Genomic DNA, 26,405 nt, shown 5'->3' with positions numbered 1-26,405 from the left:
ATGGCTAAACAGAAGAAACACCCCACAGGGACCATCGCGCAAAATAAAAAGGCGCGACACGATTACTTCATCGAACAGCGTTTCGAGGCTGGCATGGTCCTGGCCGGTTGGGAAGTAAAGAGCTTGCGTGCCGGCAAGGCGCAGCTGGTTGACAGTTATGTGCTGCTCAAGGACGGCGAAGCCTGGCTGCTGGGCAGTCATATCACGCCGCTGACAACCGCCAGCACCCACGTGATCGCCGATCCGGTGCGCTCGCGCAAGCTGCTGCTCAACAAGCGCGAGCTGGAAAAACTCTTCGCGTCCGTGCAGCAGAAAGGCTACGCCTGCGTCTGTACGTCACTGTACTGGAGCAAGCACTTGATCAAGTGCGAAATTGCGCTGGGCAAGGGCAAGAAGGAATACGACAAGCGCGATACCGAACGCGAACGCGACGCCGGTCGCGAGTTGCAGCGCGCGGTGCGCAACAAGGGTAAGGAAGACTAGCCCGCTCTACCGCATCCAGTGTGGGAGCGAGCCTGCTCGCGATGACGGTGTCACATCCGACATTGATGTGCCAGACACACCGCTTCGCGAGCAGGCTCGCTCCCACAGGTTCCGCATTCACTCCAAGAACCCACAGCTACATGCCTTTACGCCGCTCCGCCCGCGCCACCCGCTGCACTTCCTGGCGCACCTCTTCCAAGACTTCCTGCACATACAAGATATGCCGGCTCGACACTTCCCGAGCCAGCTCGGCGTGCCCATCCATAATGGCTTGATACAATTCTCGATGCTGGCTGATCAGCATGTCGCGGGTTTCACTGCGCTGCTTGTACATGCCGCCGATGTTGGTCACCACGTTGCGCTTGAGCAGGTCGAACAACCCACGAATGGTGTGCAACAACACCGCATTGTGACTGGCTTCAGCAATCGCCAAGTGAAACCGGGCATCCGCCGCGCCCTCCTCTGCCCGACTCACCTCTTCGTGGCGCGAATAACAATCCTGTAGCGCTTCGAACGCCGCCGTCAGCCGCTCGCGGTCCACATCCGTGGCCCGCAGTGCTGCGTAGTACGCGCAGGAGGCTTCCAGCGTATGGCGAAACTCCAGCAAGTCACGCTGCGCCTCGGGGTTGCTCTCCAGCAATTGCAACAGCGGATCACTGAACGTCGAGCCCAGCGACTCCACCACATAATTGCCGCCGCCCTGGCGACTGACCAGCAGGCCCTTGGCCGCCAGTTTCTGGATCGCCTCGCGCAACGAAGGGCGTGACACGCCGAACTGTTCAGCCAGAGCCCGCTCAGCCGGCAACCGCTCACCGGACTTCAACGTGCCCTCGAGGATCATTCCTTCAAGCCGCTCGACAATATCGTCAGACAAACGGCGCTGACGAATCTGATCAAACCCCATAACTCGATTCTCCACGATCCCGACGGCTCGCCGGGCTCTCTATTCTGGCCCATCCGGGGCTTATCCACACCCATCAAAAACCGTTTGCATCAACGGATCAGATGCCGTCTGCACCGCTTATTCGACGAAAGTTTCAGGGCGGCAAATTGACACACGACAACCAAGGCTTTTACCCTAGCCAACAGCGATTGTAAATTGGTATTACCAATTAACCAAAACGCTGGCAGTGCCTGACCAACAACAATTAGGGGCCCACCCACTATGCAAACCTGGCAACAGCTCTACAGCCCGCTCGGCAGCCTTGGCTTGTCCGCACTCGCGGCCGTCATTCCCATCGTATTTTTCTTCCTGGCCCTGGCGGTGTTTCGCCTCAAGGGGCACGTGGCCGGCAGCATCACCCTGGCCCTGGCCATTGCCGTGGCGATTTTCGCGTTCAACATGCCTGCGGACATGGCGTTTGCCGCCGCCGGCTATGGTTTTGCCTATGGCCTGTGGCCCATCGCCTGGATCATTGTCGCCGCCGTGTTCCTCTACAAACTGACGGTCAAGAGTGGTCAGTTCGAGGTGATTCGCAGCTCGGTGCTGTCGATTACCGATGACCAACGCCTGCAAGTGCTGTTGATCGGCTTTTGCTTCGGCGCGTTCCTGGAAGGCGCCGCCGGTTTTGGTGCTCCGGTGGCAATCACTGCCGCCCTGCTGGTCGGCCTGGGCTTCAACCCCCTGTACGCCGCGGGTCTGTGCCTGATCGCCAACACTGCCCCGGTAGCGTTTGGCGCGCTGGGTATTCCAATTATCGTGGCCGGCCAGGTCACCGGGATCGACGCCTTCAAGATCGGCGCCATGACCGGTCGCCAACTGCCCTTGCTATCGCTGTTCGTGCCGTTCTGGCTGGTGTTCATGATGGACGGCCTGCGCGGCGTGCGGGAAACCTGGCCAGCCGCGCTGGTGGCAGGCTTGAGCTTCGCCATTACCCAATACTTCACGTCCAACTTCATTGGCCCGGAACTGCCGGACATCACCTCGGCCCTGGCCAGCCTGATTTCCCTGACCCTGTTCCTGAAAGTCTGGCAGCCCAAGCGCACCGCGGGCGCCCAGATTGCCGGCGCCACTGCCAGCGCAGCGGTTACCGCCAGCGCCGGCGGTTTCGGCCAACCGCGCAGCACCGTGGCTTCGCCCTACAGCCTGGGGGAAATTATCAAGGCCTGGTCGCCGTTCCTGATCCTGACCGTGCTGGTGACGATCTGGACCCTGAAACCGTTCAAGGCGATGTTCGCCGCTGGCGGGTCCATGTACGGCTGGGTGTTCAACTTCGCCATCCCGCACCTGGACCAGATGGTGATCAAGGTCGCACCCATCGTGATCAACCCCACCGCCATTCCGGCCGTGTTCAAGCTTGACCCGATTTCCGCGACCGGCACGGCGATTTTCTTCTCCGCGCTGATCTCGATGCTGGTGCTGAAGATCAACATCAAAACTGGTCTTACCACTTTTAAAGAGACCTTTTTCGAACTGCGCTGGCCGATCCTGTCCATCGGTATGGTGCTGGCGTTCGCCTTCGTTACCAACTTCTCGGGCATGTCGTCGACCATGGCCCTGGTGCTGGCTGGAACAGGCGCGGCGTTCCCGTTCTTCTCGCCGTTCCTGGGTTGGCTGGGTGTGTTCCTGACCGGTTCCGATACTTCGTCCAACGCCCTGTTCAGCTCGCTGCAAGCCACCACCGCGCACCAACTCGGCGTCAACGACACCTTGCTCGTCGCGGCGAACACCAGTGGCGGCGTGACCGGCAAGATGATTTCGCCACAATCGATTGCAGTGGCCTGCGCGGCTACCGGGCTGGTGGGCAAGGAATCGGATCTGTTCCGTTTCACCCTCAAACACAGCCTATTCTTTGCAACGATTGTCGGCCTGATCACGTTGGCACAGGCCTACTGGTTCACCGGCATGCTGGTTCATTAAGTCCTACACGCAATACTGGAAAAACCGACGCCGAACCGTGATTCGGCGTCTGCTATTCACAACCGGGTCTGCAAGGCTGCTGAAAGATTTCCTGGCTATATTCAGCAGCCTCAGCGGACGGATAACCGGGACCACCCGGAGACACGCCTGATGAGCGAGCTTTTTTACAACGCCGTACCCAACGCGACCCGCGTCGCCCCGCCATTGCCCGAACCTCGGCAGTACCCCAGCGAGAAACCTCGTCGGGTCTACCTGTTCGGAACGTGCGTGGTGGACCTGTTCTATCCCGAAGCGGGGATGGATGCGATTCATCTGCTGGAGCGCGAAGGGATCCGGGTGGACTACCCGCAAGGGCAAAGTTGCTGCGGCCAACCGGCCTACACCTCGGGCTACACCGAGCAGGCGCGGACGGTGGCGCGGGCGCAACTGGCCTTGTTTGCCGAAGATTATCCGGTGGTGGTGCCCTCGGGTTCCTGCGCCGGCATGCTACGCGAGCATTACGCAGATTTGTTCAAGGACGAGCCGGAGACGCTCAAGCAGGTCCAGGCCCTGGCGGCCCGGACCTATGAACTGGCCGAATTCCTGCTGTTTGTCTGCAAGGTGCAGCTGCAGGACAGCGGCAAGCCGGTAAAAATCGCGCTGCACACGTCCTGCTCGGCACGGCGTGAAATGAACACCCACCTGCACGGTCGCGCATTGCTCGCGCAGTTGTGCAATGTGGAACGCGTCGAGCACGGCCACGAAAGTGAATGCTGTGGTTTTGGTGGGACGTTCAGCGTGCGCATGCCGGATATTTCCGGTGCGATGGTGGCCGACAAGACCCGAGCGCTGAAGGAATCCGGCGCACATCAGGTCGTCAGCGCCGACTGCGGTTGCTTGATGAACATCAACGGCGCGCTGGAAAAACAGCAGGAGGCGTTACGCGGCCAGCATCTGGCGAGTTTCCTCTGGCAGCGTACCGGAGGTGCCGCATGAGCACGCCGACGCTGATCCCGACCATTGAGGTGCAGGAAGATTTTCGCGCCCGGGCCCACAAGGCTTTGGACGACACGCAACTGCGAAACAACTTTCGCAGCGCGATGGATTCACTGATGACCAAGCGGGCAACGTCCTTCAGCGATGCCCACGAAAGAGAACACCTGCGGGTGCTGGGCAATGCGGTCCGCGCCCGCGCGTTATCCAAGCTGCCCGACCTGCTCGAGCAACTTGAAACCAACCTGACCCGCAACGGTGTGAACGTGCACTGGGCGGAGACGGTGGACGAGGCCAATGGCATCGTCCTCTCGATCATCCGGGCTCACGAGGCGCGGCAAGTGATCAAGGGCAAATCGATGGTCAGCGAAGAGATGGAGATGAACCATTTCCTCGAGGCTCGGGACATTGAATGTCTCGAGTCCGACATGGGGGAGTACATCGTCCAGCTCGATCACGAGAAGCCTTCACACATCATTATGCCGGCGATCCACAAGAACGCCGGTCAGGTCGCGTCCTTGTTCCACGACAAACTCGGCGTGGAGTACACCAAGGACGTTGACCAACTCATTCAGATCGGTCGCAAGGTATTGCGGCAGAAATTCTTTGAAGCCGACATCGGCGTCTCCGGCGTCAACTTCGCCGTCGCCGAAACCGGCACGCTGCTGCTGGTGGAAAACGAAGGCAACGGGCGGATGTCCACCACCGTACCGCCGGTGCACATCGCCGTGACCGGCATCGAAAAAGTCGTGGAAAACCTGCGCGATGTCGTGCCACTGCTTTCACTGCTGACCCGCTCGGCCCTCGGCCAGCCGATCACCACTTACGTCAACATGATCTCCGGCCCACGCAAGCCTGACGAACTGGATGGCCCCCAAGAGGTTCACCTGGTGCTACTGGACAACGGTCGCAGCCAGGCGTTTGCCGACAGCGAATTGCGCCAGACCCTGAACTGCATCCGCTGCGGTGCCTGTATGAATCATTGCCCGGTCTATACCCGAATCGGCGGTCATGCCTACGGCGAGGTGTACCCGGGGCCTATCGGAAAAATCATCACGCCGCACATGGTCGGCCTGGCCAAGGTGCCGGACCACCCGAGCGCGTCTTCACTGTGCGGCGCTTGCGGTGAAGTGTGCCCGGTAAAAATTCCAATCCCGGCTTTGCTGCGGCGGCTGCGGGAAGAAAACGTCAAGGCGCCGGACAGCCCCAACCAAGTGATGCGCGGCCAGGGCAGCAAATACTCGCCCAAGGAACGCTTCATCTGGAATGCCTGGGCCCGGCTCAACAGTTCGCCGCGGCTGTATCGGCTGTTCGGTTTCCTCGCCACGCGCCTGCGCGCCCTGACGCCTAAAAACGTCGGCCCGTGGACCCAGAACCACAGTGCCCCCAAACCCGCCGCCCGCTCATTGCATGACCTGGCCCGCGAACACCTGAACCAGCAGGGAGACCGTTGATGAGCGCCAAGGACAATATCCTCGCCAAGCTGCGTAAAAGCCTGACAGGTGCCACACCGGTTGCCGACAACTTCGATGTCGAGCTGGTGACACAAACCTACCGCTATGCGCCCGAGGAACGTATCCCGCAATTGCGCAAGCTGATGGAGGCGGTGCACACCGAAATCCATCTGACGTCCGGTGACGACTGGCCCGCGCTGCTGGCGCAGTTGCTGCGTGACCGCCAGCTGCCGAGCCTGCTCATCGCCCCGACCACGCCGCACGGGCAAAAAATCACACAGTTCTGGGCGAACAATCCAGACCTGCCAACTCTCAAGGCCTACGACCGGCCAATAGAGGAATGGAAGGCCGAGTTATTCAATGACACCCCGGCCAGTCTGACCGGAACCCTCGGCGCCATCGCCGCTACCGGCAGCCTGATCCTCTGGCCTACCCGGGAAGAGCCGCGCCTGATGAGCCTGGTGCCACCGGTGCATTTCGCTCTGCTCAAGGCCAGCGAAATCCGCGACAACTTCTATGAGGTGCAGCAGGAATTCGAATGGGCCCAAGGCATGCCCACCAACGCCCTGCTGGTGTCCGGCCCGTCCAAGACCGCCGACATCGAACAAGTCCTGGCCTATGGCGCCCATGGTCCAAAGGATCTGGTGGTTTTGATTCTGGAGGACCAATGACCCTTCCGGCCTCTTTCCTGCGTGACGTACAGCAACTGATTCCGCAAAAACGACGTTTCGACGATCCGCTGTCGACCTTGGCCTTCGGCACCGACGCCAGTTTCTATCGGCTGATTCCGAAACTGGTGGTACGGGTCGAGTCCGAAGATGAAGTGATCGCCCTGCTGAAACTGGCCCAACGGGACCAGGTCCCGGTCACCTTCCGTGCCGCCGGCACCAGCCTGTCCGGACAAGCCATCAGCGACTCGGTGCTGATTGTGCTTGGGGATAACTGGAACGGCCGCGAGATTCGCAAACAAGGTACACAGATTCGCTTGCAACCCGGCGTGATCGGCGCCCAGGCCAACGCCTGGCTGGCACCGTTCGGGCGCAAGATCGGCCCTGATCCAGCCTCGATCAACGCCTGCAAGATCGGCGGTATTGTCGCCAACAACGCCAGTGGCATGTGCTGCGGCACCGCGCAGAACACCTATCACACCTTGGCCGGCATCCGCCTGGTACTGGCCGATGGCACGCGTCTGGACACCGAAGACGACGCCAGCGTGGCGGCTTTTCGTACAAGCCATGGCGAACTGCTGGAACGCCTGGCCAATCTGGGTCGCGAAACCCGCGCCAACACCGAACTGGCTGCGCGAATTCGCCACAAATACCGTCTGAAAAATACCACCGGCCTGTCACTCAATGCCCTGGTGGATTTCGACGAGCCTGTGGATATCTTGAGCCACCTGCTGGTGGGCTCCGAAGGCACCCTGGGTTTCATCAGCGCGGTGACCTACAACACCGTCATCGACCATCCGAACAAAGCCTCGGCGCTGATTGTGTTCCCGGATGTGGAAACCTGCTGCAACGCCGTCACCGTGCTGAAGAGCCAGCCCGTCTCGGCCGTGGAACTGCTGGACCGCCGCAGCCTGCGCTCGGTGCAGGACAAGCCGGGCATGCCGGATTTCGTACAGCATCTGTCGATCAATGCCTGCGCCCTGCTGATCGAATCCCGCGCCGCCTCCTCGTCGTTGCTACAAGAGCAACTGACCCGAATCATGGCCTCGCTGGCCGGCTTCCCAGTGGAAAAACAGGTCGACTTTACCGAAGACCCACGGGAAAACGCCCGGCTCTGGGCGATCCGTAAAGACACCTTTCCAGCCGTGGGCGCCGTACGCAAAACCGGGACCACGGTCATCATCGAAGACGTGACCTTTCCGGTGGAACAACTGGCCATCGGCGTGAACCGCCTGATCGAGTTGTTCGACAAACATCACTACGACGAAGCGATCCTTTTCGGACATGCGCTGGAAGGCAATCTGCACTTCGTCTTCACCCAAGGCTTCAACAACCCTGAAGAAGTCGCACGCTACCAGGCGTTCATGGATGACGTGGCGCAATTGGTGGCGGTGGAATTCGGCGGTTCGCTGAAGGCCGAACACGGCACCGGGCGCAACATGGCGCCGTTCGTCGAGCTGGAATGGGGCAGCGATGCCTATCAATTGATGTGGCAACTCAAACGCCTGCTCGATCCCAACGGCATCCTCAACCCGGACGTGGTGCTCAGCGAAGATCCGCAGATCCACCTCAAGCACCTCAAACCGCTGCCGGCCGCCGATGAGATTGTGGACAAGTGCATCGAGTGCGGCTTCTGTGAACCGGTGTGTCCATCCAAGGATCTGACCTTGAGCCCGCGCCAGCGCATCGTGATCTGGCGCGATATTCAGGCGAAGAAACGCGCCGGCACCGACACCAACGAACTGGAACGAGCCTACCAATACCAGGGCATCGATACCTGCGCCGCTACAGGCTTGTGTGCACAACGTTGCCCGGTAGGCATCAATACCGGCGAGCTGGTGAAAAAGCTGCGCAGCCGTGACGCGACAAGGACGAAAACTGCCGATTGGATTGAAGGAAATTTCGCCACCACATTGCAAGGCGCGCGCTTCGTCCTGCACGTCGCCAACGGTGCGCGCATGCTGCTGGGAGCGCCCCGCCTGGCGAAACTGTCGGCCTCATTGACGCGTCTATCCAAGGGCCAGGTTCCGCAGTGGACCAACGCCATGCCCCAGCCGGAAAAGGCCATCCGCGTAAGCATTGCCGTGTCGGACGAACGCCCGAGGGTGGTGTACCTGGCGGCGTGCGTGTCGCGGGTGATGGGCCCGGCTGCGGGGGATAAAGAGCAGATGTCGCTGTACGAAAAAACCCAACGACTGCTGGAAAAGGCCGGCTACCAGGTCATCTTTCCCGACAACGTGGACAGCCTCTGCTGCGGCCAACCTTTTGCATCCAAAGGCTACGTCGAACAGGCCGAGCACAAACGCCAGGAACTGATCGGCGCATTGCTGCATGCCAGCCGCGGCGGGCTCGATCCGATCTACTGCGACACCAGCCCCTGCACGTTGCGGCTGGTCCAGGACCTTGGCGATGTGCGCCTGGATCTGTACGACCCGGTGCGCTTCATTCGCACCCATCTGATGGATCGTCTCGACTTCACCCCCCAAGAAGCGCCCATCGCGGTGCACGTCACGTGCAGCACGCAGCACCTTGGCGAAAGCCAGGCGCTGATCGACCTGGCGCGCAAGTGCAGCAAGAACGTGGTCATCCCGGAAGGCATTCACTGCTGCGGTTTCGCTGGCGACAAAGGCTTCACCACACCGGAGTTGAACGCCCATTCGCTGCGCACGCTCAAGGACGCGGTGCAGCATTGCAGCGAAGGGATTTCCACCAGCCGCACCTGTGAGATCGGTCTTACGCAGCACGGCGCCATTGACTACCACGGGCTGGTCTACTTGGTGGATCGGGTGACCCAGGCCAGGGCGACCTGAAGAAAAATAGAACCCTGGCGCAGGGTCGCAGTCCACTGATCAAGTCCCGCAAATGCGGGACCGTCCCTAAATTGGTAGCCGTACTGATGGCCGGCGATGCCTGCGCCCTCGGTTCAAGGAGAGACACATGAAACGCTCTGTACTGCTAGGTCTGTTCGTCACTGCCTCCATGCTGGCGTCGTCCTCGTTTGCCGCTGGCGGCACCGAAGATCTCTGTGAGGCCAACCTGCAAACCATTGCCAACGCCAAAAACCAAATCAAGGCGCCGGACGTCAGTGCACGCGTTGAGGCCAGCGTCCAGCAAGCCAAGGCGCATCAAGCCCAGAACACCAAGGAAGGCACCGAAAAATGCATTTCCGAAACCACCCAGACCATCCAGGATATCCAGAAGGTCAGTAAAGACGGTAAAAACTCCTGACCGCCTCGGGCCAACCTTCGGGTTGGCCTCGGACGCGGATTGGCGTACACTGCAGATGCTTGCCGCTTCAATAGCTTCAAGAAGCGCCAGGCTCGGGGCCGTTTAGGATTCGACGCCGGTTGCGAAACTTTAGGTGCATGCCGAGTTGGTAACAGAACTCGTAAATCCACTGTTGCAACTTCCTATAGTTGCCAATGACGAAACCTACGGCCAGGAATACGCTATCGCTGCGTAAGCAGCCTTAGATCCTGAGCTTCTGGTACCTTCGGGTCCAGCAATCACCAGGGGATGTCTGTAAACCCAAAGTGATTGTCATATAGAACAGAATCGCCGTGCAGTACGTTGTGGACGAAGCGGCTAAAACTTACACAACTCGCCCAAAGCACCCTGCCCGTCGGGTCGCTGAGGGTTAACTTAATAGACACGGCTACGCATGTAGTACCGACAGCGGAGTACTGGCGGACGGGGGTTCAAATCCCCCGGCTCCACCAAATGATCAAAAAAAGACGTCCAAGGACGTCTTTTTTTGTGCCTGAGATCCAGTAAATACGCGGCCTCCAGCGCTTTTGCGGTCCTCTGAGTTTTTTTGAGTTCCAGCCATTCGGGTATTCCAAACGGTATTCCAGCCCATCCGGTGCTAATCTTTGGAATACCGAATCAGTGCCTGAGGACAATCTCATGCCTGCCCAAAACCTCCGCCTCTCCGATCGACAGCTCAAGGGAGTCAAACCCGCGTCCAAGGATTACGTCCTCACCGACGGTGACGGTTTGCAGCTCCGCGTACGCAGCAACGGCTCGTTGCTGTGGAATTTCAACTACCGCGAACCGCTCACCAAAAAGCGCATCAACATCGGCTTCGGGACCTACCCCGAACTGTCACTAGCGAACGCACGGAAGAAGGCAGTCGAAGCGCGCGAGCTGCTCGCCCAGGGCATCGATCCGAAGGTGCAGCGCAATACGCTGAATGAAGCCAAGCGCGCAGAAACAGAACACACCTTCGAGAACGTGGCCACCGCCTGGTTCGAGCTCAAGAAAGACTCGGTCACCCCTGCCTACGCCGAGGACATTTGGCGGTCTCTCACGCTGCACGTGTTCCCCGATTTGAAGACGACACCACTCGCGAAAATCACCGCGCCGATGGTGATCGCATTGCTTCGTCCAATCGAAGCGAAAGGCAGCCTGGAGACGGTCAAACGTCTTAGCCAGCGGCTTAACGAGATCATGACCTACGGGGTGAACTCCGGTCTGATCTTCGCCAACCCACTCAGCGGTATCAGGGCAGTCTTCAAGAAGCCCAAGAAAGAAAACATGGCCGCGCTTCCGCCCGAAGAGCTCCCCGAGCTCATGCTGGAGATCGCAAACGCCAGCATCAAACGCACCACCCGTTGCCTCATCGAATGGCAGTTGCACACGATGACTCGCCCCGCCGAGGCGGCAACTACTCGCTGGGTAGACATCGACTTTGAAAGGCGTGTTTGGACTATCCCACCGGAGCGGATGAAGAAGCGTCGTCCACATAGCATCCCGCTGAGTGATCACGCTGTCGCACTTCTGGAGTCACTGAAAACTCACAGCGGCCATCGCGAATACGTCTTCCCGGCAGACAGAAATCCACGCACCCACGCCAATAGCCAGACCGCCAACATGGCGTTGAAACGCATGGGGTTCCAGGATCGATTGGTCAGCCACGGCATGCGCTCGATGGCCAGCACCATTCTGAATGAACATGGGTGGGACCCGGAACTCATTGAGGTCGCACTGGCGCACGTCGACAAGGATGAGGTGCGCAGCGCCTACAACCGAGCCGACTACATCGAGCGCCGGCGTCCGATGATGGCGTGGTGGAGTGAGTACATCCAGAAAGCCGCCACCGGCAGTCTGCTCGCCTCCGCATACGGCCAAGTCAGAGACAAGAACGTGGTGCCGATCCGCTAGCTCTGTACGGCGCAAGAACGGCAGCAGCGACAACTGAGCGCTCAAGATTCGGGGCAAGCATCTTCGCTTATCCGCTTTTAAGCACGGGTCCTTCCAAACAGGGCTGCAAAGCCGCCCTGTTTGGAAGGACCTCACTTTGAAAAGCTAAAAGCCAAAACGATGTCCAGGATTTACCACGGAATTCCAACGGTGGATAACCGTTCTTCAAGTCCAAAGTGGCGCTGAATTTCGAACCTTGACCGGGTTTATCCACAAGCGTAGAACTGGCCGTGCAAGCGCTGTCGATGACAGCAACCCAGGTGGCCCGAACCTTGAAGGTCACGCCGCTCCCGCGGTGGTTCCCCCCAAAAGGCGATTCGCGTCCGGCAGCTCGCCCGGTCACCTCCCCGGTGATGGATGCCTACTTCAGATCATGGCCCTCGTGCGCCAGACGACACTTCCTACTTCGCTGCCCTGCAGCAACCTATCCGCTTGGCCGAATCTTGCGCCAACCTGCACCCGTCTCTTTCTCCTGGAAAGAGACGGGCACTTCTACCACTGCTGCAGCCCTGATCGCACAGGGCTTTGCGGCAATCCCCCTCGTGACAATTGGCGTGACAAACGCCAGTGTCACCAGCAACAGCGCTGTAGATGATGGTGCCGCAGACGAGGGAATGGACTGCACCTGACTGACAGTCAGGCATGCCCCGGTCATCGCATTGCTGCGTTCACCCGGTTCAGGATCTTCAGGCGCTGGTTTCGTCAGCCAGCGCTGCCTCCACCCGCCCACCGGCAACGGTGTTAAGGAGGCCAGATCATGAGATGCCCCTGCTCCCGGTCGTAAGGAGCCGCCAGTCCTGCGTAGTGGACATTCCCCACAGGTCGCAGGGGCCTTGATCCCTGATAACACTCAACATTCTTGGCGGGATGACGTGGGCGAGGATCGTAAAACGGACGATGAGGTGACCGACATGGCATTGGTGGGTAGGCGCGATGGCCGCAATTTCGGTTACGGCAGGCAATTGAGCTATGCAGGGCCGCAGGCGCTGAAAGACATGTTCGGCGGCGGCCACTACGGCACGGTGAAGGCACACTGTGATCGGTGGCAGGCATTCGTGAAGTGGTGCCGCTCCGAACAAGGGCCCGCTATCAATGATGCGCGGCAGATTGATCGGAAAGTGTTGGCCGACTATGCAGCGTACCTGCGCGATGTGGTTGGGCGCGGTGACCTCGCCATTAGCACCGCACAAAATCGGCTCTCCAGCGTTAACAGGACCATGGCGGCGCTTCGCGGTGATCAGTACGTGAAATTGCCAAGCCCGAGCAAGTCATTGGGAATGCAACGCAGCGGGGTTCGACACTCGGTGCCGCAGGGCCAAGACCGCGAACAGGTTAAGCAGATCGTCGATGCGCTTTGCCGCCGTGATCAGAGACGGGCCGCCGCGATCGTTCTGTTAGCGCGAGCCACCGGCATGCGCTTGCGTGAGGCCATCTTGGCTGATCTGCCACGGCTACATCGTGAGGCTAACGACCTTGGCAGGATTAACATTCAGGATGGCACCAAAGGCGGCCGCGCCGGCGCCTCGGCGCCACGTTGGATTGAGGTGGATCGCTATGTGCGTGATGCGCTTGCATTGGCGGAGCAGGTGTCGCCTGCCGGTAGCCGCAATCTGATTGCGCCAAACGAGAGTTATCTGAACGTTCTGCAGGAAGTCGTTCGTCCTGCCCGGGACATCCTCCATGCCCACAACTTCAAAGGCTTTCATGAACTAAGGGCGGCGTTCGCGTGTGAACGTTATGAGCAAATAACCCAACACCCCGCGCTTATCAACGGCGGTCAATGTTGTCTAGTAGATAAGAACCTTGATCGTGAGGCCCGAAGGCAAATCAGCTATGAGCTGGGGCACGGGCGGATCGACGTGGTCGCGGCCTACATTGGTGGGCGGGCATGAGTCAGCCATTCGATATGGAACTATTCTTGGCTGCCGTGCTGACCGGATCGCACGCCACGCGGCAACGCCATTTGCGGCAGGCGAGAATCATCCAGACTGAAATTGCAGCGCGCTGGCAGCGAAAAACGCCTTGGGCTTGGCAGAGAAAGCATGTGACATGGTTCCTTGAACATCGCCTAGATCAACGCTGCGACGCGACTCGGTATTACTATTTTCTGACTATGCGGCTGATCGTTCGTCGTTTAGAAAAATCATGGACATTGCCCACCAGAGAGAGAGTTTGATTTTGATAGTCACGACCGACTACAGACGATCCAAACCGGTCGGTCATTACAGTAAGTAATCCGTTATTAGCAGTCCCTCATGTCCGCCTATGATTGTTCGCCAACAGCCATGCTCTGTTAAAGCGTATTCATTTAGACAGCCTTAATGGCAAACTGCAACGCAAAATATCTGACCAAGCAAGCCCAACGAAAAATCCTCCTCACATTAGTGATCCATGTCAGGCCTGCAAAGCTCATTACGACAGCTCAGCGATTACCTCATGAAGGAGGTCGTTGCGCATGCACTCCAATACTGCAATAAGACGCATGCAGCGCTCCTCTTTGCCCAGCTGCTCTCGCTTCCATGCTATATCGTCCTCAATCAGTAATCGAACCGAATCAGCATCCGGTTGCCAACCATTGCCTTTGTCTCGCGCTGACTTTGCAACAAGCACTGAAACCCCTCTGTCCAAAGCCTCATTAGATGAATTGGTCCATCTACTGTCCAAGTCTAATGTCGCGACAAGTGTTTCAGCTCGGCGAGGGACAATCGGATCTGTAATGTTGATTTTTACCTGACGCGAATTAGTTGGCGATATGGTTGCACTCACCACAACCGATGAGGCACCTGGCCTTAGCATGGGATGATATGTGTCATTTAATCCTGATGCGTCAGCGTTCCCCATGGGGGTATTGGCAAGCTTCCACCGTGAATTGCAACCCTGGCAAGCAGAGAAAAGATTCGTAGGGTGAATGGCGAGGTGCGGCCATTGTGCTTTTGGGAAGAAGTGGTCGCAGTCATTGGCTTCAGATTTGGTGCCTAACTCACCCAAAGTCCCGTCGCAGTAGCCGCACACTCCATGAGATTGCGGACGAAAGGCTTTCATTAAAGTTGCGCGGTCAATCGTGCCCCCTGTCAGAGCGAACGGTGCTGACGGGAAGCCCGAGCCGGCAAACCAGTCATAGAAAGGCTCCGCTACGTTCCTAATAGTTTCCAACCAGTCCAGATGCAGGCGTGGGAACAAGAGCTCGTTTCCGGCAAGGTCCCAATTGCAATGAAAATCTGCGTCCTGAGCTATGGCATCCGCCACACCGGTCGCTTCAGCAGGGGTCATTAGGGCTTTAGCTGCCAGAGCCATGACAGCGTTCCCAAATGCTGTGCGTGTTTCAGGCCTGCGAATCCTAGTCCAGAGCCACTCGCCAAGAGGTTGGCCGAATTGCAGAACAAGGAGCGTGTTGTCATCAAGCGCTTGTGGCGGGCTACGAAGCAGCCAATCTAGCAACCGCAGTTTGAAGCGGAAGACGCGTTCCAAATCTTGCGCCTGGTCATTAGGCAAACGGCGTTCATGAAGCATTTACAGTATCCCCAACCAAGCGACGCCAAGCTCGTTTAAGCTCAACCTGGAAATAACCAGGGCCCGTCTGGCGAATGAATGCTTCGAGCAGCGCCTTCATGGTAAGAGGCTTCACTACGTCGAAATACAAAGCAAAGCGCTCAAAGCTTTCCAGGCAATCGATCACGTAGCTACGGGTCAGACTGCTCTCATTTTGCTGCGCCAACTGTAGGATGCGACTTATGAGGTCATCGTCCCATGATCCATTGTTGCGCCAGCACTGTTCGACTTCAGAGCCAAAATGAGCAGTCGCAATGAGTACTTCGAGCAAGCGGCTTGCCCGCCTTCCGACCGTATCCGACGCCCCAAAAATATCCCGTAACGGGTGATCTCCGGTTGCACCAAATGTGTATGTTTGGGCATCCAATTTACGAAGACCGGACTCGCTGGGGCCAGAATCATCCTCGGCGGTTGTGCGCTCAAGTACGAGCAATTCATCTTTAAGCGCATCGGTAAGCATCAAGGCGGCATGGGTTGCAATCAGGACGTCGGCTGACGTGTGTGCCAAGGCATCATCAACCACAGAGACCACGTCTCGCTTCCACAAGTCATTGAAGTGGGTTTCAGGTTCATCCAGCAGCAATAGGGAGTCTTGACGTCCGCTCAACAAATGCAGCATAGCCATTCTGCCCATAAACATCTGCTCCCCGTCTGACAGCTCTTCATAGCGCATTACGCCAATATCACGTTTGGCAGAATCGGGCGCATCGACTGGTATGGCATGTCGACGCAACCGCAGCAGTACGTCGTCAAACAGTCCCTTCTGACTCAGCTCCAAAAGGCGGGTAAATAGGTCAAAGCTGCTGACATCCCTGGCTCCGCCTAGCAAGACCCACAAGGCTTCGCCTTGGCTACGGCAATTTTCCAGTTCATCACGGGCGGACGATAAGAATGATTGCCCCTGACCGTCGAATGGCCCTTTTAAGTCAAACCACACAGTGCGACTTAACTCCACAGGGTGAGGCTCGGCAATCACCTCACTTGCGCAAAGCCACCAATCGTGAGCAGTTTCGCAAAGCTTCTGATCCCATTGAGCCGGTTGCAGGCGCGAGCGGAACGCGACCGACACTAGATGATGCCAACCGCCAAGCTTCAGCAGCTCTCGCACCGAGTTCTTGTTGTCGTCACCGCTGCTTAGTTTGGCCATCGTGGCATCAACGTCCGAGCGCGATGGATAGTTTGTCGCTTCACCAAACGTCTGAGGCAACGTCACCGCCAGCAGCGCACACTTCAAAAGCGTGGCGTCCAACAGTAAGGGACGGCGGAAAAGGTCAGACACAGTGGTGTCTGGGCCCATCGCCTGCCGAGGACTATCAGTATCTTTTTGCCGTACCGCTTGCAAGGCGCTTTCCTGAGCAGCGGTCCAGCCTGCCGGGCGTTCGTCGCTTTGCGTGCTATCATCGCCTTCCAGAAAACCATCAGCGCTCTGGTTACGGTTCCACACAGAGCGCCACGGACGCAGGTCGCCGCTGGTGTAGGCCAACACGGCCGACGGCAATGCGATCTGTGGCGGTGAGCTGTCGCGCAGCGGCCAGGCGCCAGGCTCAATGAGCGCCGAGAAACCGGGCACCGCCGGCATGCCCATGAGGTTCAGGTGTTCGATGCAGGTATCGAACACGTCTTGGTCGTTCTTATCGTCAAAGGCAAAGCGCTCGTGCAGCCATAAACTGGCTTGCTGACGGTTGCCCGGGCAGTGCAGCAGCAAGGTACGGTGATTTGTGGAACCGCGCACGCCCAATTCGTAAATCAGACTGACCGGAAATGCCGGCACCCGCAGATCGGCTAGAGCCAGGAACACCTCGGCCACAGCACGTAGAAGATTCGATTTTCCGCTGCCGTTTACACCCACTACAAAACGGATGGCGCATTCACGCGCAAGCGGTGATCCGCTGGCGAAACACACTTTAATATCTGAGATCGGCGGGTAGTTCTGCAGGTGCAGGTATCGCAGGCGCATTACACGACCTCCAGATCGACTTGCCACACCTCTACCTTGAGACTACGGGCAATGTCCTCTTTGAGATCATCTAGCGAGGCGTATTGTTGGCCCTGATCCACTAGGTGGATGAAATCCTTGTCTTCCTCGCCTACAACCGTCATCACTTGGAACATCCCGCTCGCACCAGCATGCTCAGAGGTCTCATAATCCAACTGGACTTCAAAGTAATAGTGTTGCTGATCAACGTCGGCTAACGACGCTTTCCGCAGTGTCTGCACATCGACCATGCGCGTGAATTCTTCAGGGCGCAGGGGACGAAATGCCTTGAGGTAGTCGCACTCTCCACTGCCCTGGTCTTGCTTGGGTAAAGTGATTTTGGCGACCAGCCCTAGCGCTGCTAGTTGACTCAAGGAGCGGCGAATGCGATTGCCGTGGAATTGGCCAAAGGCTTGCAGGCGCTCAGCCACGGCTGAGTCGTCGCAGAAGCGGGAAAATACTTCAGGATCTTCCACGAATAAGGGCTGCCCGCTTTGCTGGCAATACTCGATGAATGCCGTCAGCACCTGGCGCTGAAACTCACTGAGGTCGGCAAGGAGTCTATGGCGCGCAGGGGGCACAGTGAGATCTGCTTGTTTAGTTAAGCTGGGTTTGGCGGCGCTATTCTGGGAAACCTTTGCTCCGTGTTTGCGTAGTAGCGCATCACGAACCTTGCCAGCCTCGACGATTTCGTCCGTGTGAAGTGCTCGCCATTGGGCAGTCAACTCTCCAATCAAGGCTCTCTGAGTAATTATCTCCTGCAATTCAGAATACAACTCCAACTTGCTAAGCATCTGTGCTCGCAGTAGCTCAATTTCACGCACGAACTTAGCGAACGCCTCTTGAAGCAGCAGTGGTGGAAGCGGCACTGTTATTCGCCCCAAGCCTGTTGGGCTAACGTTCGCCATGCTGACAGCCTGTTTGGCTGAATTCAAAAGACGATATTTCCCGTAGGCACTGTTTAAAGTCGCCCAGAGGTATTCCGGCAGCATTTCTGGTTTTAAGCGAAAGCGTACGAGGTAAGAAGCAAAGCTGTATGTGCCGGTAACAGGGCGCCAAACAGCACATTTACCGACCAGCTCCTTGGAGTTCGTCCGGTTGAACAGCAGGTCTCCATCTCGCAACTCGGTAGAACTGATGTCTTTTTTCGACAGACTGGCGTACTTGAGGTTTGACAGGTCTATCCAGCCACTGGTGGTGATGCTATTCATACGCAACACCGCGTGCGTTCCAGTCTCACCCATGGCTTCGGATACTCCGTACTGGGAGTCCGCCACGTAGTCGCTAATTCGAACGGGATCAATCAAACCATCAGCAGTGAACCATTTACCAAAGTACTCCCAGTAAGCCGTCCGAATTAGGTGATCAAATTGATCGCTGATGGATTTCTTGGCCTTAGCCACTACCTCCGTCTGCCGCAGCACATCGACGATTCGCTTCTGCTCGGGGAGTGTAGGAAGCGGGATCTTCACTCGAGAGAGGAAGTCAGGCGGTACCCGCTGCAAGCCTCCTGTTCCCACAAACGCAGCTGCGGCCCGATCACGAAAGGCTTTCTGCCGAATAAAACTGAAAACATATTCAGGAAGTACGACCCCGGTCGGGCGCAGTACATGAAACTCTGTGGACCCAAAGCCCAATCCATTTTCAAGATCGCGTGCGACTGCGGCTTTCCCGTTTTCCATACAGGGCGTAACTTTCGCAAATAGCACGTCACGCTCACGAAAACTCGTATAACCCTTGGCAACCTCTGTAAACGAACGGGTTTCTGGCTTGCTGATAACGCCGCTATCTTCATCGACAGCGGACATAGGCACAAAAGTGACGGTGGTGCCGTCATTGGGTCGATCTTCGGCAAGTAGCCGAGGGTTGAGCTCGCAAATATCTGTTAGTCGAGCTTGCTCCCACGTTTCAGGCAAACTCATTCCCGCCCCTCCACCATCGCTAGCAACTTGTCCAAGCCATTGATGATGTCTTGCTCGGTGGTTTTGAGTGTGCCGATTAACTCAGCCACACTTTTGTCGCTCTTAAGTTGGGTGAAATCAAAAGGCTTGTACTGCCCAGCGGACAGGTTCCACTCACGCGCCTCAATACAGTCCGGGTCGAGCAAGCCATCCTTGAGTGCGCCCTTGTCGTCGTAAAGCCCATCGGCCAACATTGCTTGCACGTAGCTTGGGCGCACCCAGCCATCAGCATCGTGTGAGCCGATGAGCTGACCATCTTCACTCTGCCATTCGTCGTTGCGCGCCCAGTCACGCACAGGCACCACCCAATGCTTGGCCGCGCTGAGCTCAGTGGCCTGATCAATAGCCAAGCTGCGCAGGGTGACGTCGAAGCCGTCGAGTTTGGCGACTTCGCGGGCCGTTTCAGTCAGCTTTTCTCCGATGTCATGTACCGTCATGGCCTTGGGCGGCTGATTGTCTCGCAATAGGCCCAGCACATAGACGTCGCGTTGAACCTCAGCGAGTGCTGCCTTAACTAAGTCTTTCCACATCGAGAGCGCTGGAGAGTCTTCTTTTTCGAAAAAGGCCTCCATCTCACGGGCCAATTTCTTGAATTCCGCCTCAAAGGGCTTAGCTGCTTTTTTCCAAGCATCTATGAGTTCGGAATCGGTGATTTCTTCGGCAAGGCGTGCGCTAATCGTGGCATTCCAGGCCTTTTGTGCAGCTGGGGTAAGTGCCTGAATTGCCAATTCAATCAACACACTCCCAGAGGCTGACCGCACCTTCTCTTCAGCCTCTTTGGGATTGGCAGGAAGCTCGGGAAACAGCTCGCGTATACTCCACACCTGACCGTCCCACATACTGGTGTCGGCTAAAGCTGAAAATGCCTCACCAGCAGGCGTAAGCTTGTCGGCGGTATCGCGCAGCAGGGCCTGACGCCACCGCTCAGTGTAAAAGCGGGGTTGCAACAGCGTTTTCTCATTGAGCTGCGCGCCTGAGCGTCCTTGCGAAATCCAGGCTTTGAACTTTTCAAGCGCATCCCACAGGTCGTTCTGTTGGCCAGGACGGGCACTGCGCTTGGCATCTTTGGAGTAGCCGTCTTCCTCCACTTCATAAAACCAGACGTGTTCACTGAGTGGTGTGGCGTTGCTGGGCAAGGTTTGTTTGTTGTCACGGCGTGTGACTTTTCTGAAAATCAAAACGGAGGTCTTAACGCCGGTGTAGGGCTGAAAGACCCCACCTGGAAGAGAGATGACTCCCTCCACCACGTGCTCGGCAAGGAGCTCTCGGCGCAGGCGCACGTGAGCATCGGTATTACCGAACAGGACGCCCTCAGGAATGATCACTGCGCAGCGGCCACCAATATCCAGCAAGTCGAGCATCAACCATAAAAAGAGAAGTTCGCTCTTATTGGTAATCGTGTCCCCTTTTTTCTTGCCGCCACCGCCGACACGCGGGAAAAGTAAGGTGTCGGGCTCAAGATCGCCGCTGTCGACCGTACCGGTAAAGGGTGGGTTGGCCAATACGAACTGGTAGCTGCCTGGTTCCAACAGCTCCTTGAGCTTGGCCTTTCCTTCGCGCTTGCTGAGTGAGTCGCCCTGCAGCAAATGCGGGTCGGTGACGTCGTGCAGCACCAGGTTCATCCAGCCGATGCGGGCCATGGTACGGTCGTTATCCAAGCCGACGAAATTGGCTCCGTTGTGGATAGCGGCGTATTGCTCAGGTGTTGCCGCAGCGCCATCGGTACGATGTGGAGTGCCGTCCCATTCGAGCACGAGGTTTTCTTGCGCTGAGTATTTGCGCATCAGATGCTGCTGGGTACTAAACAGGAAGCCACCTGTTCCGGCGGCAGGGTCGATGACACGTTGGCCAGGCTCGGGGTCGAGCAACTCGACCATAAACCGGATCAGATGACGTGGGGTGCGGAACTGGCCATTCTTACCCGCCGTAGCGACTTCGCTGAGCAGGTACTCAAAGGTGTCGCCCATGATGTCTTGGGCAGCAGAACCCTCACCAGCACGGGCGAAGAGCTGGTCGATAGCGTCAATAGCATCCGACAACACCTTGCCTTTATTAGGATCGAGCTGAAAGTAAGCATCAGCCATGCGGTTATTCAAGCTGGCCAGCTCGGTGCCGTCAGCGCTAGTGTTGCTGAAATGCTTTTCGAGCTCGCGGAGCCAGGGAAACACTACGTCGATTAAGTGACTCGGATTGGTTTTCTCATGGCGGATATAACTCCACCTACAAGATTCAAACCCAGTATAAATCGACCGAAAACCACGCTGTAGCCGCTTGAAATCTATGTCTTCCAGTCGCTTAAGAAAGAGTAGATAGGTGATCTGCTCGACTGCCACCAAGGGGTTGGTGAGGCCGGCAGCCCAGAAGCGGTTCCAGAGTTCGTCGACTTTTTTCTTGATATGAGGGGCAAGCATTCAGCAGTGTCCTTGATGGATCAGGCAGTCTCATCCAATAAGTTGTTGGTGAGATTGATGAGTTCGTCGATGTCTTGCGACGGAAATAGCGTTTCCACGCGCCCTACACGCGACAGCGGAGGTTCGTTGAGTGCAGCGCGGGTAATGCGCCCGTGGCGCAGCACAGCAGCCTTTACGGCCCGCAGGAAGTTGAGTTGGTTGGCACGCAAATAGCCGTGTGCGGCAATGAACGCATCGAACGCGGCATTGATGCGCTGCTCACGGTTAGGCAGGCGTGCGCCTTCGCAAAGTATGTGACGCAGGACTTCGGCCAGCGATGCAGCGGGGGCTTCAAAGGCTTTGCGCAAAGTGTCCTCGGTGACAAACAGATCGGCCTGGTTCAGCGTGTTGCTGATTCGTTCCAGCTCGTCGTCACCTACATGCTCGCCTTGCTTGAGCTTAGCCAACTCAGGAAGCTGGTTAGCCAGTCGGCGCACCAGTGCCTCTACCTGCTCGCGATAGCTTTCTGCAAAGGCGCCTTCGCCGGAGGGGCCGTAGATGATCCAACTACGCTGTGTGATGCTGTCCGGCAGGTTGATTTCAACCGTGCGGCTGGGTGTTGTGGTGCGGTAGCGCATCAGCGGGGCGAATACGGTTTGTAGTGTGATCAAACGCGCCATATCCAAGTGCTGCCAAAAGCCGGCCGACTGAACCCAGGCACGTTGTTCGGCTACACGCTGCACCTGAGGGATGTTTTCGGCCAGACTTTCAATCGCCTCGTGAATGCGCTCACGCACTTTGGCCTGTTCACCTGCATCACCTTTAAGCCAAGCCACTGAGAGACGCTCGCACCAAATGCGAAATTGAAGTTCATCCAGGCCAGCCAGTGGTGCTAGTCGCATCAGGGGGGCGATGGCTTGCGACAGGTGTTCAATTGCGCTTTGACTGGGCTTTGGCCATTGCGCTGCCAGCGCGTCGAGCTCGTCCCAGTGCGGACGTACATTGATGCTGTGGCGGGGCAATGCCTGCAGCATCGCCTGCAGATCGGCAATGGTGGCTTGTGTGTCTTGCTGCTGTGCTTCCAGGAGTTGCCACTTTTCAAGCTGCAGTCGAAACAGGCGAACCGGTAGCGGTTCGCTGGGATGGTCGACCTCGCCGTCGGGTTTGAGCTTGAAATACGCGAAATTTTTCCAGTGATCGATGATCAAGAAATCTTTCTTGACCTCACCGGTGGCCTTGTCCGTATGCAGCCGTGTGCCGCGCCCGATCATCTGCCAGAACTTAACCTTGCTAAATACGGGCTTGGCGAAAACTAGGTTCTGGATGGCAGGGACGTCTACGCCGGTGTCGAGCATGTCCACCGAAATAGCCACTCGCGGCATGGTGCGGTACTTGAAATCATCCAGCGTCGCGTCAGCGCGCTCCATATGGCTATCGATAATTTCAGCCATGCCTTGGCGCTGCAGCTCAGGATACAAACGGTTAAATCCCTCGTAGAGCCGCTTTGCATGGGCGTGGCTGACGGCGAAGATGATGGACTTGTGTGGTAGACCGCGCACATCTTTGCGGCTCTTATCCATAAACTCTCTCACCATGGCATCGTTGGTGCCTTGGTTGATGATTCCCTTTTCGATGTCACTGCCATCGAAGTTGAGCTCATCAAGCTCAACGCCTTGATCGCGAGCCATCTGTTTCAAGGGCTCGGGTAGTGCGTCACCTTGGATGCCCTGAAGTTGAAAATTGGTTTGTGCATCCAGCACGCGGTAGTTGACCAGGTTCTGGTCGGCAATCGCTTGCTCGTAGCTGTAGTAGTAGCTGGGCGCGCCGTCACCGCAATCAAACAGTTCGAAAGTGTTGTGATCGATGTAGTCAGTGGGGGTCGCTGTCAACCCGAGCTGGATGGCGTCGAAGTGATCGAAGACGGCCTTATATCGTTGGTAGATAGAACGGTGGCTTTCATCGGCCACGATCAGATCGTAGTAACCAACCGACAGGCGCCAATAAACCTGCATCATGCTGGGATAGGTCGAGAACTGAATGCGTGCGCCGGAGGTTTCGCCGGACTCGATGCGAGCCAAACTCTCGTTGGGTAAGTGGGACTTGAACTCCGACATAGCTTGGCGCACTAACTCCCGGCGGTCGGCCAGGAATAGGACTCGCTGCACGCGCTTTGATCGCAGCAAAGTATCAACAAGGGCGATGGTCGTCCGAGTCTTACCTGTGCCTGTAGCCATCACCAGCAAGAATTTGCGCTTGGCCGCATCTACCCCTTCAGTGACACGCCGAATAGCTTCGTTCTGATAGTCGCGGCCTGCGATCGCAGCGCTGATGGTGACGCTGCCCAGCGGCTGAGCAAACTGCCGCTGATGGCGCAGTCGCTCTAAGTCGTCTCGCGTGTAGAACCCCGAGATTTTTCGGGGCGCATAGCGCTCACGATCCCAGAATTGAATCTCTTTGCCGTTGGTGAGAAAAATGAAAGGGTCGTTACCGAATTTGGCCTTGATTGCGTCTGCGTAGTCAGCGGCCTGACGCTTTCCAGCAAGCTCATCACGCGATGACCGCTTGGCCTCGACTACAGCAATCGGATTGCCATCTGAACCGAGAAGAACGTAGTCAGCAAATTGCTCATTGCCATAGTTGCCGGCGGGCTCGGCTGTTTTGAGCAAAAATTCTTCGACAAGAGTCCGCCGACTTTGAGACCAGCCAGCATGAGCAAGCTGAGAGTCGATGACCTGAGCTCTTGTTTGCGCTTCATTGTGGCTCGGAGTAGTCATTGCTCATTCCCTGAGTTTTGGTGCTCGTCTGCGCCACCCGCTCGCACCCACTCATCGACCTCAGATAGCTGAAACTTCCATAGACGACCAATTTTGTGCGCCGGCAAAGCCTTACGCTCGCGCCAGCGATACACTGTGTCTTTGGCCACCCCCAAGTGAAGGGAAACCTGTTCGGCAGTGACCCAAGGTTCAGTGCTCATTATGGTTACGCTCAAGCTTAAGCAGCCATAGTCGTTTAAAGTCGGCTGAAGTCTATCAGCATGAAGGACACTGCTGTAGTGATTCGCCAGTAAAAAACGGTGAAAAGCGCTGCGCCTGGGAGCGGGATTCAGAAGAACCACCTCCCCCCCCTCTCAAGGCAGCCCCATCTGCAACCTCCAAGAGCTGCTGATGCTCGTCGACCAAGAAGAGATAGGTCGCAATGAACTGAAGGCATAATCACGGAGTCAAGAGGCGCTGGAACCGTAAGCAATTCGCCGAGCGCTCCGCTGGCAAGAAGCAGGTCAACGTCCTGCCATCCATAATGTTGATCGCCCGACTCGACCCGCTAGCCAAGCAGCACGGCGTGAAACGCGCTCAAATCATTGAGACCCTGGTGAGCAGTAATTCTGACGCTAGCGTGCCCCATCATGTCGATGAAGGAGGTTGCGCCGGCAGGGATAACCGGACGAACCTCAAGATTCATATCAGCATGCCGAGCTCGCTTTCAACCGGTCAGGTATTCCAAAAGGTATTCCATCGAGCTTTACAACCAATATTTTCTTTTCATATTTCATACATATACCCGATAGTTTCAAATCCCCCCGGCTCAACATCTAAAGACGTCCTCGGACGTCTTTTTTTGTGCCTGAAATCCAGTAAATACGGGGCTTTCAGCGCTACTGGAGGCTTTCCAGCGAGGGGCACAAGAGGGATACGGTGCCAAACAAAGGCACTGGCGCAATTCACTCTTGCGTGGGGGCTCTATGCAAAATCAACATTGCAATGAAAACCGCACCGACGATCCCTACCGAGATCATCAATCCATGCTCGCTGATGTAGGACACTGTGGCCCCCGTGGCAATGGGGCCCAATACGCTACCCAAGGTGTAGAACATCGCAATGGCCGTCATGGCGGTGGACACTTGATGTTCTCCAACCCGGTCTCCCGCCTCGATCACTGCCAGGGTGTTCATGCCGCCAATGGCGCCTCCCCACAGGAACACGATAATCGTCGCCAACCAAGGAAGCGGCTGGCTGAACGGAATGGCCAGGGTGCCCAACAACAGTATCAAGCCGCAGACTAATTGGCCGACTTTGTACGAACTGCGATCGGCCATCCAGCCGATCGGCAGTTGCAGGACGGTGCCGCCAATGCCGAACACCGATATCAGCAGGGTGGCGGCGGTCAACAGATAACCGGCCGAGAGGCTGTAGCCTGCAAGGAACGATACGGAGGAGGTTTCCGAAAAGCCTGCGATAAACGCGCCACACAGCGCCGTGGGGATGACGCTGAACAACTTGCCATGGCGTTTTTCCGCAGGGGTTTGCGGTCGCGTATCGTAGTCCTTGAGGGTCAAGGCCAGCGCGCCGGATAACAACACGATCACGGCACAGGCGTAGTAAGGCGCGGCACTCCCGACGCCGAACACAACCAACAGCAGCGGGCCAACAGCAATACCCAGGCCCATCAAGGTCTCATGAACTCCGATCGCACGCCCGCGCTCGTCTTTCGAGGCGACCGCGACGATCCACGTATCGCAGGCAATCCAGCGCAGGATCAAGCCAATACCGAGCACGAAGTTCAGCAAAAAAATCAGTACCAAATGGGAAGTCAAAGTCATACCGATCAGCGCAGCAATCGTTAGCGCTGCGCTGAGGATATTTGTCTTGACGAGCCCCAGACGGGCCAGCAAACGCGGAACCCATTTGTAGAGCAACAGGATCGCCAACCATGAGGCACTGACAATCACCCCGATCTTTGCCGGCTCGACGCCTTGTTGCTCCAGCGAAAGCGAGAGCAGCGGAGTGACGGTACCAATCTGCACGATCTGCGACAGGGCCGAGAGAGTGTTTATCTTGGTGAGCGCAAACCAGCGTCGTTTGTCGGTGTACTCAATACTGGCATTTTCCATTCG

General features: G+C 57.2%; 18 protein-coding genes and 1 other RNA gene. 11 read left to right on the top strand and 8 right to left on the bottom strand.

Going from position 1 to position 26,405, the window contains the following annotated elements; genetic code table 11:
• Positions 1–483 (top strand): SsrA-binding protein SmpB, encoded by a 483-nt coding sequence (gene smpB / locus PBDP_RS04175; protein WP_030139770.1) that lies wholly within the window; start codon positions 1–3, stop codon positions 481–483.
• Positions 484–619: 136 nt separating this feature from the next.
• Here the strand turns inward: smpB and PBDP_RS04170 are convergent, their stop codons facing one another.
• Positions 620–1,387, bottom strand: a complete 768-nt coding sequence (locus tag PBDP_RS04170) for a GntR family transcriptional regulator (RefSeq protein ID WP_109753472.1) — start codon at positions 1,385–1,387, stop codon at positions 620–622.
• Positions 1,388–1,648: 261 nt separating this feature from the next.
• On the opposite strand from PBDP_RS04170, the gene PBDP_RS04165 reads away from it, so the two are divergent.
• From PBDP_RS04165 to PBDP_RS04120, 10 genes are all read left to right on the top strand, one after another.
• Positions 1,649–3,343, top strand: coding sequence for a lactate permease LctP family transporter (locus PBDP_RS04165; protein WP_109753471.1), 1,695 nt, complete (start codon positions 1,649–1,651; stop codon positions 3,341–3,343).
• A 150-nt stretch (positions 3,344–3,493) separates the two neighbouring features.
• Positions 3,494–4,318, top strand: coding sequence for a (Fe-S)-binding protein (locus PBDP_RS04160; RefSeq protein ID WP_212801871.1), 825 nt, complete (start codon positions 3,494–3,496; stop codon positions 4,316–4,318).
• The gene (locus tag PBDP_RS04155; RefSeq protein ID WP_212801870.1) at positions 4,315–5,769 is read left to right on the top strand and encodes a LutB/LldF family L-lactate oxidation iron-sulfur protein; all 1,455 of its coding nucleotides are present in this window, start codon (positions 4,315–4,317) and stop codon (positions 5,767–5,769) included. The genes PBDP_RS04160 and PBDP_RS04155 overlap by 4 nt, the downstream gene beginning before the upstream one ends.
• The gene (locus PBDP_RS04150; protein WP_212801869.1) at positions 5,769–6,440 is read left to right on the top strand and encodes a LutC/YkgG family protein; all 672 of its coding nucleotides are present in this window, start codon (positions 5,769–5,771) and stop codon (positions 6,438–6,440) included. Before PBDP_RS04155 ends, PBDP_RS04150 begins: the two co-directional genes overlap by 1 nt.
• On the top strand, positions 6,437–9,247 hold the full coding sequence (locus PBDP_RS04145; protein WP_212801868.1) for an FAD-binding and (Fe-S)-binding domain-containing protein: 2,811 nt from the start codon (positions 6,437–6,439) through the stop codon (positions 9,245–9,247). The genes PBDP_RS04150 and PBDP_RS04145 overlap by 4 nt, the downstream gene beginning before the upstream one ends.
• A 127-nt stretch (positions 9,248–9,374) precedes the next feature.
• Positions 9,375–9,665 (top strand): PA2433 domain-containing protein, encoded by a 291-nt coding sequence (locus tag PBDP_RS04140; protein ID WP_116834143.1) that lies wholly within the window; start codon positions 9,375–9,377, stop codon positions 9,663–9,665.
• A 94-nt stretch (positions 9,666–9,759) separates the two neighbouring features.
• Positions 9,760–10,156: a transfer-messenger RNA gene (gene ssrA / locus PBDP_RS04135) on the top strand.
• 187 nt (positions 10,157–10,343) lie between these two features.
• The gene (locus tag PBDP_RS04130; protein ID WP_212801867.1) at positions 10,344–11,600 is read left to right on the top strand and encodes an integrase domain-containing protein; all 1,257 of its coding nucleotides are present in this window, start codon (positions 10,344–10,346) and stop codon (positions 11,598–11,600) included.
• Between the two features lie 950 nt (positions 11,601–12,550).
• Complete coding sequence (locus PBDP_RS04125) at positions 12,551–13,531, top strand: integrase domain-containing protein (RefSeq protein WP_212802475.1); 981 nt, start codon at positions 12,551–12,553, stop codon at positions 13,529–13,531.
• Positions 13,528–13,815: a hypothetical protein gene (locus PBDP_RS04120; protein WP_212801866.1), complete on the top strand. Its 288-nt coding sequence runs from the start codon at positions 13,528–13,530 to the stop codon at positions 13,813–13,815. Before PBDP_RS04125 ends, PBDP_RS04120 begins: the two co-directional genes overlap by 4 nt.
• 236 nt (positions 13,816–14,051) lie before the next feature.
• Here the strand turns inward: PBDP_RS04120 and PBDP_RS04115 are convergent, their stop codons facing one another.
• From PBDP_RS04115 to PBDP_RS04085, 7 genes are all read right to left on the bottom strand, one after another.
• A complete protein-coding gene (locus PBDP_RS04115; protein ID WP_212801865.1) occupies positions 14,052–15,149 on the bottom strand; it encodes an HNH endonuclease family protein in 1,098 nt (365 codons plus the stop codon).
• Positions 15,139–17,145, bottom strand: coding sequence for an AAA family ATPase (locus tag PBDP_RS04110; protein WP_212801864.1), 2,007 nt, complete (start codon positions 17,143–17,145; stop codon positions 15,139–15,141). Before PBDP_RS04110 ends, PBDP_RS04115 begins: the two co-directional genes overlap by 11 nt.
• Positions 17,145–19,085 carry a restriction endonuclease subunit S gene (locus PBDP_RS04105; RefSeq protein WP_096106731.1) on the bottom strand — a complete coding sequence of 647 codons (1,941 nt, stop codon included), beginning with the start codon at positions 19,083–19,085 and terminating at the stop codon, positions 17,145–17,147. The genes PBDP_RS04110 and PBDP_RS04105 overlap by 1 nt, the downstream gene beginning before the upstream one ends.
• Positions 19,082–21,535, bottom strand: coding sequence for a type I restriction-modification system subunit M (locus tag PBDP_RS04100; protein ID WP_212801863.1), 2,454 nt, complete (start codon positions 21,533–21,535; stop codon positions 19,082–19,084). Before PBDP_RS04100 ends, PBDP_RS04105 begins: the two co-directional genes overlap by 4 nt.
• Positions 21,536–21,555: 20 nt before the next feature.
• Positions 21,556–24,288: a type I restriction endonuclease subunit R gene (locus PBDP_RS04095; RefSeq protein ID WP_249411837.1), complete on the bottom strand. Its 2,733-nt coding sequence runs from the start codon at positions 24,286–24,288 to the stop codon at positions 21,556–21,558.
• Positions 24,285–24,488 carry a helix-turn-helix domain-containing protein gene (locus PBDP_RS04090; protein ID WP_212801862.1) on the bottom strand — a complete coding sequence of 68 codons (204 nt, stop codon included), beginning with the start codon at positions 24,486–24,488 and terminating at the stop codon, positions 24,285–24,287. The genes PBDP_RS04095 and PBDP_RS04090 overlap by 4 nt, the downstream gene beginning before the upstream one ends.
• Before the next feature lie 744 nt (positions 24,489–25,232).
• Positions 25,233–26,402: an MFS transporter gene (locus PBDP_RS04085; RefSeq protein ID WP_212801861.1), complete on the bottom strand. Its 1,170-nt coding sequence runs from the start codon at positions 26,400–26,402 to the stop codon at positions 25,233–25,235.
• Between the last annotated feature and the right edge of the window lie 3 nt (positions 26,403–26,405).

This window comes from Pseudomonas sp. St290 (assembly GCF_018325805.1).
In the GTDB taxonomy this organism is placed as follows: domain Bacteria; phylum Pseudomonadota; class Gammaproteobacteria; order Pseudomonadales; family Pseudomonadaceae; genus Aquipseudomonas; species Aquipseudomonas bijieensis.
This window is presented reverse-complemented; position numbering and strand designations above follow the sequence as displayed.